General features: G+C 39.7%; 9 protein-coding genes and 1 pseudogene. 2 read left to right on the forward strand and 8 right to left on the reverse strand.

What is annotated here, in order from left to right; all coding sequences use genetic code 11:
• Positions 1 to 3: 3 nt before the first annotated feature.
• Positions 4 to 1,065, reverse strand: coding sequence for an FAD:protein FMN transferase (locus Q5O24_10220; GenBank protein ID WKY46733.1), 1,062 nt, complete (start codon positions 1,063 to 1,065; stop codon positions 4 to 6).
• A 147-nt stretch (positions 1,066 to 1,212) separates the two neighbouring features.
• On the opposite strand from Q5O24_10220, the gene Q5O24_10225 reads away from it, so the two are divergent.
• Positions 1,213 to 1,554 (forward strand): NusG domain II-containing protein, encoded by a 342-nt coding sequence (locus Q5O24_10225; GenBank protein WKY46734.1) that lies wholly within the window; start codon positions 1,213 to 1,215, stop codon positions 1,552 to 1,554.
• 1 nt (position 1,555) lies between these two features.
• Positions 1,556 to 2,080, forward strand: a complete 525-nt coding sequence (locus tag Q5O24_10230) for a Gx transporter family protein (protein ID WKY46735.1) — start codon at positions 1,556 to 1,558, stop codon at positions 2,078 to 2,080.
• Here Q5O24_10230 and Q5O24_10235 read toward each other — a convergent pair.
• The 7 genes and pseudogenes from Q5O24_10235 to Q5O24_10265 form a co-directional block, all read right to left on the reverse strand.
• Complete coding sequence (locus Q5O24_10235; protein ID WKY46736.1) at positions 2,064 to 3,809, reverse strand: ATP-binding protein; 1,746 nt, start codon at positions 3,807 to 3,809, stop codon at positions 2,064 to 2,066. The two genes, Q5O24_10230 and Q5O24_10235, sit on opposite strands and share 17 nt — an antisense overlap.
• A gap of 8 nt (positions 3,810 to 3,817) precedes the next feature.
• A complete protein-coding gene (locus Q5O24_10240) occupies positions 3,818 to 4,510 on the reverse strand; it encodes a response regulator transcription factor (GenBank protein WKY46737.1) in 693 nt (230 codons plus the stop codon).
• A 379-nt stretch (positions 4,511 to 4,889) separates the two neighbouring features.
• On the reverse strand, positions 4,890 to 9,119 hold the full coding sequence (locus Q5O24_10245) for an acyl-CoA dehydratase activase-related protein (GenBank protein ID WKY46738.1): 4,230 nt from the start codon (positions 9,117 to 9,119) through the stop codon (positions 4,890 to 4,892).
• A gap of 119 nt (positions 9,120 to 9,238) precedes the next feature.
• Positions 9,239 to 10,762 (reverse strand): FGGY-family carbohydrate kinase, encoded by a 1,524-nt coding sequence (locus tag Q5O24_10250; protein WKY46739.1) that lies wholly within the window; start codon positions 10,760 to 10,762, stop codon positions 9,239 to 9,241.
• A gap of 135 nt (positions 10,763 to 10,897) precedes the next feature.
• Positions 10,898 to 11,717: pseudogene (locus Q5O24_10255) on the reverse strand (phosphoenolpyruvate hydrolase family protein).
• A gap of 71 nt (positions 11,718 to 11,788) precedes the next feature.
• Entirely contained in the window at positions 11,789 to 12,997 is a 1,209-nt protein-coding gene (locus tag Q5O24_10260) for a Tm-1-like ATP-binding domain-containing protein (GenBank protein WKY46740.1), read from the reverse strand.
• A gap of 170 nt (positions 12,998 to 13,167) precedes the next feature.
• A complete protein-coding gene (locus Q5O24_10265) occupies positions 13,168 to 13,332 on the reverse strand; it encodes a helix-turn-helix domain-containing protein (GenBank protein WKY46741.1) in 165 nt (54 codons plus the stop codon).
• Between the last annotated feature and the right edge of the window lie 3 nt (positions 13,333 to 13,335).

Raw genomic sequence — 13,335 nt, forward strand, 5'->3', positions numbered from 1 at the left:
GCCTTATTCACTAATCGAATAAGTTTCACCATAATTCTCCTTATCAAAAACGAAATAATTTTCTGCACCTGAAGACATGACAATCTGATGATCATCTGTTATAAAAATTGCTTCAACCTGATCCAGTCCCTCAACTAGCTCAAGGCCTTGTTTAGTCCCCAGCAAAAATAATGTCGTGCTGAGGGCATCCGCATCAATCGATTTTTCAGCAATTACACTAACCTGTATAACTCCTGAATCGGCCGGGTAACCAGTATCCGGGTCAAGAATGTGATGATAGCGCACCCCACTTGAATCCGTAAAATAGCGCTGATAATTCCCGGATGTGACTACTGACCCGTCACTAATAGAAATAACGCCAATGTATCCTTGACCAGGGTTTAAAGGATCTTCTACACCTATCCCAAAAGGCTGGCTATCAGTTTTTCCACCCATGACCAGTATATTGCCCCCCAGGTCGATAAGCGCGTGTTGCACGCCTTCATTACGAAGCATTCCCATTATTTCATCAGCAATATAGCCTTTGGCAATTGCGCCGAAATTCACAGCCATCCCAGCTTCTTCCAAATAAACCGTTTTGTCAGTTTCGTTTAGAAACAGTTTCTGATAATCTACCAGCGATTTTGCCGCTTCAACCTCTTCCGCCGTCGGTGGTTCTTTTACTTCAGGACTTTCTATCCCCCAAAGATCAACAAGGGGTCCAATTGTTACATCAAACTTTCCATCAGAAAGCAGTGAAAACTGTAGACTTTCTTTAATAATCGCGATCGTCTCATCAGAAACTACGACCGGAGCCACACCCGCATTTTCTTTAATTTCCTGACAGTCACTGCCCTCCTCGAAAGCAGTCAATACATCATTAAGCTCTTTAATGCGATCAAATGGTTCCTGCAGAAGTGTTTCATCTGTTTGACCAAATAAGGTGATGCTAACGAAAGTATCCAGCAAAAATCCGCTTTTCGTCACCGTTTCTACTGTTCGGTTCTGATACAAGCCAATTGTGATAACCAGTAGTATTATGACAGTAGCAATTATTGCCAGTGCTTTATTTTTTCCCAACTTCATCAAAAACCCCCATTTAAAGTTACAAATAAGAGTATTATACCAAACTCCATTAAAAAAATCATAAATATTTTTCCTTTACCATCACTGGTTTTTTCGATAAAATAGGTTGTACTAAACAAACTTCTGTTATTCAAAAGAGGAAAATTGATGAAAAAAAATGAAATGCTGATAATCGGCGCTCTTATTCTGATTTCTCTGCTCGGAATGGGCCTGTTTTATCTTTTTAATATGACTGATTCCGACCTCTATGTCCGCATCTCAGTCAATGGCGAAGAAATCGCAAAATATCCCTTAAATTCTGAAATTAACGAAATTTTTGAAACGGAGAATGGATTTAATACCCTTTCAATTTCCGGCGGTCATGCCGAAATAACCGAAGCCGATTGTCCAGATCAGATTTGTGTAAGAACCTATGCCATATCCAGTCCAGGCGAAACCATCGTCTGTCTTCCACATAAGCTGATCGTTGAAATAGTATCCGGTGAATAAAATGCATACTAAAACCAGCCGCCTCGTGCTTTTAAGCCTTCTGTTGTCACTTGCACTGATACTTAGCTATGTTGAATCTTTTATTCCGATGCCGCTGCCCATACCAGGTGCCAAACTAGGTCTTCCTAATATTGTAACAATGATTTCTTTGATACTTTTAAACTGGCCGCTCACGCTGCTTCTTGTTATTGCCAGGGTAATCCTCTCAGGTTTTTTATTTGGTAATATGTTCTCTATTATTTACAGTCTGTGTGGCGGTTTACTTAGTCTTCTTATTATGACCTTATTGAACCGTCGTTCATTTTCAATTATTCTTGTCAGTGTTTTTGGATCGATATTCCATAACTTTGGTCAACTTCTGGTTGCTGCATTGGTACTCCAGAATCTAAATCTGATTTTTTCTTATTTTCCTGTTCTAATGCTTATCGCCATTCCCACAGGAATAGTAACAGGGACAGCTGCCAGAGGGCTACTGTCCCTGTTGAAAAAAACACCATACTTCAAAAATATCAGAGAGGAAAACTAATAAAAAAAGTTGTCCCTTTTCCGGCCCTGCTTTCTACTCGCACGGTTCCTTTATTATTAATAATAATATGTTTGACAATGGCCAGACCTAAACCAGTTCCGCCTTTTTCTTTTGAGCGGCTTTTATCAACTCGATAAAAACGCTCAAAAATGCGATCGATATCTTTTTCAGGAATTCCGAAACCCTGATCTTTCACTAATATCTCTATCTGACTCTCTGATTCATCTACAGAGACTTCCAGTTTTCCATTCGCTTCAGAATATTTAATCCCATTATCGACCAGATTAATCATCATCTGCCTAAACTCATCTGGTTTAAAGCGAATTTTTGTATTGGCATTCCCACTCAGCTCCAACTGTATCTGTTTTTCCCGGGCACCAATAGCCAATAAATCAAACACCTGATGGACTTCATCATGAATATTCAACAGCTGTTCTTCTTTTTCAAATCCTGAATTATTCTCCAGCTGAGATAAAACCAGGATATCGCTCACCAATCGACTTAAGCGGTTACTTTCTTCAAAAATAATATTATAAAACCGATCCAGCGTCTCCTGATCTTTAATATCATTTTCTTTTATGGTTTCGATAAAACCCTTTATTGTAGTAATTGGAGTTTTTAGCTCATGGGAGACATTTGCCACAAAGTCCCGTCTCATTTTTTCCAGGTTTTTTATTAAGGTAATATCTTCAAGAACGATAATATGGCCAGTAATCTCGCTTTTATTTTCTATCATCGGATTTACGCTGACACGAATCACCTGATTATCGTTGAGCCTTGATTCAAATCGAACTTTATCGGTGCCGGTTTCATCAAGTTTTACCATCAGTTCATACATAAATGATTCTCGATACACCTCCAGAATATTCTTACCAGTAAGATCTCCCTGATCCCTGATATTCAGAAGTTTTTTCCCAGAATCATTTAAATGAACGATATAATTCTCATCGTCAATTGCAATAACTCCGTGATTCATACTGGACAATATCGAGGTCAGTTCAGAGTTCTTATGGTCCATTTCTTCAAAAAATCCTTTTAACTGCCTGGACATCTGATTCAAAGACTCAACCAGCTCTCCAATTTCATCCTCACGAATCATGGTCATTTCATTTCCAAACTGTCCAGCAGCAATTTCTTCGGCAAATACTGAAACTTCATCTAGCGGCCTTAATTCGCGATTGACAAAAAAAGTGACCAATATCAGTGTTGCTATAATCGTGGCCAGTAAAACAAAAATGATATTATTAATCATTTCAAAAACAGCCGTATCAAGAGCATTTAGAGGCATTGCCAAACGAATTACACCACTGATTTCACCGACATCATTATAATAAGGAGCCGCTACGTAGAGCATATCATCCAGAAGGGTATTTGAGTAACGCGCTTCACTAGAAATTTCCCCTGAAAAAGCACCAATAATCTCCGGCCGATACTGATGGTTTTCCATCTCACTGGCATCTTTAAGAGAGTCATACAAGACCGTGCCATCCCTTTCGACAATCGTCATTCGAATATAGGTACTATTCGAAAAGGCTTCCAGCTCCTCTGTCTTTCCTGTTTCCAAAAAATCAGACAATAGGCTGCCGCTGACATAATCGATATCCTGAACTAACCTTTGCTTAGTATTCTCGTAATAATTATCCCGATAACTGATGGCCGCAAAAATTCCGCAGGTTAGAATGCTGATAACACTGACAATTGTCAGCGCCAGAATTAATCGCTTTTTCACATTTTCTCCTAAATCTCGATAAACCGATAACCAACACCTCGTACGGTTTCAATATAGTGTTTATCGGTCTCAGAGTCTTCAATTTTTTTACGCAGATATCTGATATGAACATCTACTGTTCTGGTTTCGCCATAATAATCAAAGCCCCAAATCTGATCCAATAGCTGGTCTCTGGTTAAAACCTGACCTCGATGTTTAGCCATGAACACCAGCAACTCATATTCTTTTAGAGTCAAACTTAATTTTTCTCCATTTTTATAGACCTCAAATGCTTTTGGCTCGATTAAAAGATCTCCGACTGCTATACTCGCCTCATCTTTTGAAAGCAACAGGTCGGTGCGTCTCAATACTGCTTTTACCCGCGCTGATAATTCTTTTACACTGAAAGGTTTTGTAATATAATCATCCGCACCAATTTCCAGTCCTAAAACCTTATCAAACTCTTCACTTTTAGCTGTCAGCATCACAATAGGAATATAAGATACAGCTGAATTTTCCCTAATTTCCCGGCAGATGCTAATTCCATCCTTACCTGGCAGCATCAGGTCAAGAATAATCAAAGTCGGTTGAATCTCCAAAATTCTTGACATTGCTTCCATACCATCATGGACACCATACACCTCGAACCCTTGCGCTTCAAGGTTATATTTTATCAATTCAAATATATTTACTTCATCTTCGATTACCAGAATTTTCTTCATTCCCAGCCTTCTTTCTCATATAATTAATAATTATAACACAAGTCCTGTTAAGCAAATGTTAATTTTAAATTAAAATGTAAACGTTTTTTAAAATTTGCAAACGTTAAAGCAAAAATAATGATTGTATTATTCAGGTCCGTTTTCTATAATAAACATATCACATATAATCCTTTATCCCTAAATGAATTACTCCCCTTTTTCATTTAGAAAAAAGAACCGTTACCGGACTTCTGAGTCTAGTAACGGTTCTTTTTTTGCTGCATTTAGGTCTATTTAAAAAAGCAGTGTCACTGATTTTCAAGTATTCTTGAAACAATAGACACTGCCTTTTGTATTTATTTAATTCTTTTTATATCGATAATTTTTGAATAATTAATCCTTATTTTTCTTTGGACAGATTTTTCCTCGCGGTTTCCATCATCAACTTAATTCGATTTAGCTGATTCACTTCGCTGGCACCTGGATCATAATCGATGGGGGCTATGTTCGAACGCGGATATTTCTCCCGAATCGGCTTAATCATCCCCTTCCCCATTACGTGATTAGGCAGACAGGCAAAAGGCTGAACACAGACAATATTTTCAACTCCTTCTTCAATCAGTTCCATCATTTCAGCCGTTAAGAACCAACCTTCACCACCCTGGTTTCCAAGCGAAATCAACTCACTTGCTTTAGCAGCCTTCTTCTCAATTGTTGATGGTGCATAAAAATGTTCACTGTTGTTTAGTGCTTTTTTCATTTCTTTACGGAAGCGCTCCAAACTGTGAATAACAAAGCGGGAGATTTTCATGGAACGTCTTGAACCTGATAATTCCTCATATTTAAAAACCTGATTATAAGCACAATACAAGAAGAAGTCCATTAGTTCCGGCATAATAACTTCCGCCCCTTCATCTTCCAGTACTTTTTGAAGATTATTGTTAGCGGTCGGATGATACTTAACCAGAATTTCGCCAACAATTGCCACCTTAGGCAGATTTTTGGGGATTCTCGGGAGTTGATCAAATTCTTCGACTATCTGAACAACATTTCTTTTGAATCGACTAACATTCCCATCCTGAATATTTTTCTTTGCTTTCTTTCTCCAGTAATGATAAAGCGCAAGTGTCGATCCACTATATCGTTCATAGGGACGAGTCGCGCTCACAACCCGCTGAAACAAATCACCATATACGACACCAATCAGCAATTTTTTAAGTAGAGGTAAAGAAATCTTAAATCCAGGGTTTTTTTCGATACCGGTAGCAGAAAGCGCAATCACCGGCACCTGGGACATACCTGCTGAATCCAATGCTTTTCTAATGAAGGACACATAATTGGAAGCCCGGCAGGGACCACCTGTCTGGGTCATCATAACTGAAACATGATCAAGATCGTAATTACCCGATTTTAAAGCCGCCATGATCTGACCTGTTGTAATAATTGTCGGATAACAGGCATCATTGTTGACATACATCAGCCCTTCATTAATAGCCGCGTTGTCAACACTGGGCATTATTTCGACATTGTATCCTGAGCTTTCCATGGCATCCTGAATCAGGTCAAAATGCACCGGTGACATCTGAGGGACCAGTAAGGTATGGGTTTTTTTCATTTTTCGGGTGAAAATCACCCGTTTATGAAGTGCTTTAGGGGTAACCGGATGATTACTAACTTCTCTTTCGCTCATTGCTGCTTTTAATGAACGCAGTCTTATTCTGATTGCCCCAAGATTATTAACCTCATCAATTTTTATTAAGGTATATATATTACCTTTGCTCTCAAGAATTTCCTGAGTTTGTTCTGAGGTAACCGCATCCAGCCCACAGCCAAAGGAAGTCAGCTGAACCAGTTCCAGGAAAGGACTGTCATTCACCACCATTGCGGCCCGATATAGACGGCTATGGTATTTCCACTGATCCAGCACCCGTAAACGGTCATCTTTTTCTTCTTGCGCCAGGTGAGCGATGGAATCCTCTGTCAGGACCGCCATACCCAGGGACGTGATGATATTATCAAGGCCATGATTGACTTCAGGATCAAGATGATATGGGCGACCAGCAAGAACGATTCCTTTTTTACCGGTTTGTTTTAGAAAAGCCATGGTCTCTTCGCCTTTTCTTTTTATATCCTCTTTGAACCGCTCTTTCTCTGCCAAAGCAACCGCCATTGCGGTAACTACCTCCTGCTTATCAACACCTAAATCCTTAAATACCTCAATCAGACGCTCTTCTAATCGGACTGGATGATTAAGCGGCAGAAAAGGATTCAGATAGGTAACTCGGTTTAAATCGTCCTGATTATGTTTTATTGTCTCTGGATAAGACATAACAATAGGGCAATTATATGTATTGTCTGCTTTTTCAAATTCTTCCTCTTCATAAGGAATACATGGATAGAAAATAAGCGAAACACCAGCATTAATCAATTCCTGAATATGTCCATGAGCCAATTTAGCCGGATAGCAAACGGATTCTGATGGAATGCTTTCCATTCCTTTTTCATAGACCCGTCGGTTGGATTCTGGTGATAAAACCACCTGATAACCCAGTTTTGTGAAAAAAGTATGCCAGAAAGGATAATTTTCGTAGAGATTCAGAACTCTAGGAATTCCAATTTTCCCTCTTTCAGCCATATTTTCGTCTAATGAAACGTAATCAAACAAACGCTTATACTTATATTCAAATAGATTGGGTAATTCCTTATTTTTAGCCCCAGATCCTTCACCAATTTCACAACGATTCCCAGTAATGTGGCGGGATTTATCATTAAAACGGTTTATGGTTAAAAGACAATTATTGGTACATCCACCGCAACGACGATGACTGACATCTACCTGAAAACCCTCAAGCTGTTTATTTGACAAAAGGCTTGTCGTTTCGCCAGGTAAATAAGCTTCTCTGGCAATCAGTGCCGCACCAAAAGCGCCCATCAAACCGGCAATATCAGGACGAACTACTTCTTTTCCCGTTATTTTTTCAAAGGCTCTAAGTACCGCCTGATTATTAAAAGTCCCTCCCTGGACCACAATCGATTGTCCCAATTCCTTAGGATCATGAATTTTAATAACTTTCTGTAACGCATTTTTAATCACCGAGTAGGACAAGCCAGCGGAAATTTCTCCCACCTCAGCCCCTTCTTTCTGAGACTGTTTGACTTTTGAATTCATAAAAACAGTACAACGCGTCCCTAAATCCACCGGATGTTTTGCCATTAATGCTTCATTCACAAATTCATCCATGGAAAGGTCCAGTGATCTGGCAAAAGTTTCTAGAAATGAACCGCAGCCAGATGAACATGCCTCATTGAGAATAATGCTATCAATTGTACCGTTTTTAATCCTCAGACACTTCATATCCTGACCACCGATATCCAGAATAAAATCAACCTCAGGTTCGAAAAAACGTGCACCTTTATAATGAGCAATGGTTTCAATTTCTCCAATATCTACTTTAAGGGCTTTCTTAACCAAAGATTCACCATAGCCAGTCACAGTCGCCTTGCCGATTTTAACGTCAGAAGGCAACATTTCATAAAGTTTCTTGAGAATAACAATGGATTGTGTTAATGGGCTTCCTTCATTGCTGCCATAATAATCGAATAACAGTTCTCCATTCTCACCAATCAATACCGCTTTTGTCGTTGTCGAACCAACATCGATTCCCAGAAAAGCAATTCCCTGGTATTCAGACAATTCTTTTCGTTTTACTGCCCGAGATGCATGACGCGCTTTAAAAGCTTCCAGGTCATCAATGTCAGAAAAAAGCGGTTCCAGGCGGTCCACTTCATTTTCAATACTTACGTCAAGCTGACTCACGGCCGATACCAAATCCGAAAAAGCCGTCGGATTAATATCCTTAGCCAGAAAAGCAGCACCCATAGCAACAAACAAATTTGAATTTTCCGGAAACAAAACTTCTTTATCCGTTAATTTAAGTGTTTTAATAAACCGCTCACGTAGTTCTGAAAGAAAATAGAGAGGGCCTCCAAGAAAGGCAATATTTCCGCGAATAGGCCTGCCACAGGCGAGTCCACTAATCGTCTGGTTCACCACAGCCTGAAAAATTGAAGCAGCAATATCCGATTTCTCTGCCCCCTCATTGATTAAGGGCTGAATATCAGTTTTAGAGAAAACTCCACACCTAGAGGCGATCGGGTAAATTGTTGAATGTGTTTTTGCCAACTCATTCAAACCCTGTGCATCTGTTTTTAGAAGTGTTGCCATCTGATCGATAAACGCTCCGGTTCCTCCGGCACAGGTTCCATTCATTCTTTGTTCGATATTGCCATTAAAAAAAGTAATCTTGGCATCTTCTCCACCAAGCTCAATGGCTACATCAGTCTGAGGAATCAGCTCCTCTACTGCTCGAGTTCCAGCTACCACTTCCTGTACAAACTCTATTCCCAGCCACTGGGAAATCATCAATCCGCCTGAACCGGTTACGCAAACTCGAGCCGATAAATCTCCCATTTCTTTATATGCTTCATTAAGAAGTCCAACTATAGTGTTTTTTATGTTTGACAAATGTCGTCTGTAGGCTTGATAAACAATTGTTTCCTCTTTATTGAGAATTACCATTTTAATCGTTGTGGAACCAATATCAATACCCATTTTATAATTATTTTTCATGTATTAAATGACCTCTTCTTATTGAAAGACACATCGTCTTATTTGTATATGAATATAAATTCTTGTTTAACGCTTCTGATTCGATCTTTTCCTCGAAAATCTATAATACCCTTATTTTCTTAAATTTTTATCAATTTAAATAACGGTTTTAAACGACCGTACATTTTTTTATAAATATCATTATATATTTTACCATATAATGCATTAATATTAGCATCGGGATAGAAAATATCTTTTTTTCTTACCATTCCAGCAGATGCTTCATCTAGTGTTTTATAAACACCTAAACCCACAAAAGCCGCTATCGAAGCACCCAAACCCGTTGTTTCACGAGTCTGCACCCGATAGACCGGACGATTAAAAATATTCGCCATAATCTGCATAATTTCATCACTTGATGAGCCTCCGCCAGATAGCCCAATCTCAGTAATAGCTACCCTGGTTTTTCCTTCAATTCGCTCAATTCCCTGCAGCAGGGCAAAGCCAAGGCCTTCAATAATTGCCCGATAAATATGCCTGCGGTCATGTCCCTCTGTCATCCCAATCAGTGCGCCTCTAGCTTCAGGATGAAAGGCCTCACGACCCCAATAGGGTTGATGAATTATGCCCCCAGCTCCAGGTTTCGTCTCTTGTAAATACCCTTCAAGCTGCACAAAAGCGTCCTTCTGATTTAGATGAGATAAAAAGTTTTTGACAAACCAGTCAACCATCCAAAAGCCGTGATAGATGGTAACCTCAGGGTTATAAGCTTGTTTTGAAACTGCCGGGAAGGAAGGGTAAAAAGGATAAATTTCCACGTAGCGGTCAGTTGTCACTTCAATTGTTGCCTGAGTCCCGAGAGAAACACTGGCAGTTTCCGGTGTTAGTGCCCCAATCCCCAGGGTTTCACACCCCTTATCGGTGCCGGAGGCAATGACTTGGCAAGGCTTTTCGAATCCCAGTTCCTTTGAAACTTCGTCGGTGAGAAGCCCGATAACCTGACACGAATCAATCAGATCAAAGCGCATATCAGGTTCAATATTGAGAATAGCTGCCTTAACATCTGTTTTTTTGCACCATTCTTTTTTCTTGGTATTAAAAGGAACATGACCAGCTACGGATGAACGGCTCTCAACTATCCGTCCAGTTAAACGGCTGATAAAATAAGTAGAAAGAAAGACAAGTTTATCAGCTTTCTCCCAGATTTCAGGCTCGCATACTTTAATCCAGTGAGCATGACAGGTCCGACTAAAAGAGTTTGCTGTAGCTGTAAATCCAATCACTTTAAAAAGCAGAGCATAAGGCCAGGGAAAAGGAAGTGGCTTAGTGAGTTTCCGACGATCAAGCCAACTGATAAAATCCCTTAACGGCCTGCCTGTTTTATCAACTACGGTGATAACATCACGCTGACAGGCAATAGTTAACGCTTTGATTTTCGAAAAGGCTTCAGGTTTAGTTTCTTTCATTTGGCGAACCACTGAAACCAGGGCATTCCAAAACATATCTGGTGCAGCTTCCCTGAAACTTTCTTTTAGCGAATAGTATCCAGAAAATATGGCATTTGTCTTTCCTAGTTCATTTCCTAAAGCATCAAACACTATTGCTCGTATTCCACCAGTTCCGCAATCAATTGCTAGTACCAGCTGTTCTTTCTTTTCTTCCAATTTGTTTCTCCCGTCCACAAAGTCTTCATTATTATAACAAAACATCACTTACAAGCAAATCTAAAAAATCATCCTTTACCGATTTTTAAATAAAAAAAGACCCCCGTTTTGGAGGTCTTAATATTTAATAGAATTTTATTTGATGTTAATCTTTTTGAAATCTTCAACCTGTTTAGTAATGGCGACTTCTGTTGGGAGACGTTCAATACTTGAAGCACCAAAGAAACCGCAAACGCCGGTGGTACGATCCAATACATATTCGGCATCCTCTGGTTCAGCAACCGGCCCACCGTGGACAATGACCAGTACATCAGGATTTACTGCTTTTCCGGCATCGCAGATTTCCTGTGTAAGCTTAACGCAGTCATCAAGGGTTTTAGCAGATTCTGCACCAATACTTCCTTTAGTTGTTAACCCCATATGGGCAACCAGAACATCTGCACCGGCTTCTGCCATTTTTTTTGCATCCTCCACATTAAATACGTATGGAGTCGTCACCATATCCAGCTCATGAGCTTTTCGAATCATTTCAACTTCCAGATCATATCCCATATTGGTTTCTTCAAGATTTTGTCTGAAGACGCCATCAATCAGACCAACTGTCGGGAAATTCTGTACTCCTGAAAATCCTACTTCTTTCAACTGTTTTAAAAATACATCCATATCACGGAAAGGATCAGTTCCACAAACTCCCGCCATCACTGGCGTATCTTTAACTATGGTCAGCACTTCTTTGGACATATCCATTACTATTGCGTTAGCATCGCCATATGAAAGCAGTCCTGCTAATGATCCTCTTCCAGCCATCCGATAACGTCCTGAATTATAAATAATTATCAGGTCTACTCCACCAGCCTCTGCACATTTAGCAGATATACCAGTCCCAGCGCCAAGAAACGCCTTTTTCAGCCTGTTCTTTTAGTCGTCTCAATACTTCTTCACGTTTAATTGCCATCTTTTTCTCCTTTATATTTGGACCTAAAATTTAAAATATTAATATCTTTTGAATTATGCAGCCACATAATTCTATTTTTCCAGAAGGTCTAATAATTTTTTTGCCATCGCAATAGCAAACGATTCATCATTGATATCCGTATCCATTTCAATCAGTTCAACATTAGAAGCAATATTTTCTTTAAGTTGTTTAAAAAGTTCCGCATCTTCGTTTGGGCCATAGAAAGGTGCACCTTCAACGTCAATAGCGGATACTCCTTTTAAAGGTAGAAACAGGGCTGTCGGACCAGTTGCCAAACTCAGTTTATCAGCAATGATTTTTCCCATTTCCGAACACTCTTGAACAGTTGTTCTCATCAAAGTTACATTTGCATTATGTTTATAGAGATTTCTATTTTTATATTTTTCCGGTACCGTTTCAATCGCCCCAAAGTTAACCATATCCAAAGCGCCAACTGAAACGACTTGTGGAATGCCCGCTTTTCCCGCAGCCTCAAGTCGGTGAGGACCCGCTGAAAATACACCACCGGCAACTTCATCACACCATTCTGTCGTTGTTGCATCAAAGACACCCTTGATAAAGCCTGATTCTACCAGACTTTCCATTGCCATCCCACCAGCTCCGGTAGCATGAAAAACCAGTACTTCATAACCTTGAGACTCCAGATACTCTCTGGCTGCTGTCACACATGGAGTGGTCACACCAAACATCGTTGCTGCCAATAAAGGTTTTTCTTCTTTTAATTCCGGCACTTCAAAAGAAACCATTCCAGCAATCGCATGGGCTGCGTTGGCAAGTATTTGATTAGAAATCCCATTTATTCCAGAAATATCTACCACAGAATACATCATTGTGATATCTTTTTCGCCAACATAGGATCTGGTGTCACCAGATGCAACTGTTGAAACCATTATCTTCGGAAATCCTACTGGCAATGCCCGCATTACATAGGTTCCAATGGTTGTTCCTGCAGAACCTCCAAGACTGATAATTCCCTGAATTTTATTTTCTTCCAAAAGTTTTAGCACTTTTTTTCTGGCTCCGGCCATCATCACATCGATACCCATTCCACGATCGTGCTGTTCATTCAAAGCCGCCAGTGAAGATCCTCCTGCCTCAGCTACTTCTTCAGCCGAAATATCTGGCGTAAAATAAGGCTCACCAATAACTCCACAATTTACGGTAGTCGTTGTTAAACCCTGTTTTTCAATCAGCTCTTTGACAAATTGAAATTCCTGTCCTTTTGTGTCAAAAGTTCCCACAAGTACAACATTTTTCATAAATATTCCCCCTGTTCCTTTGATGACAACAATAAATGCAAGTTCCATGCCAACATCTCAGAACTACAAAAGGGCTATTTAATAACATTGATATTGAATGAGTGAGAAAACGTTTTCTCAAAGCCTTTCTCACTGAGTAATATTTTCCCAATACGGGAAAATATAATTAGCTAGCTTTGCAGTTCATATTTCTTAATCTTATTATAGAGAGTACGACGAGATATTCCCATTCGCTTAGCAGCCATTGACCTATTCCACTGGCAGGCATCTAAAATCTCCATAATATAGGCACATTCCACCTCTTCTTTGCTGCCAACAACTTCTGTCAGAGACATATT

Source organism: Eubacteriaceae bacterium ES3 (assembly GCA_030586155.1).
Lineage (GTDB): Bacteria > Bacillota > Clostridia > Eubacteriales > Eubacteriaceae > Acetobacterium.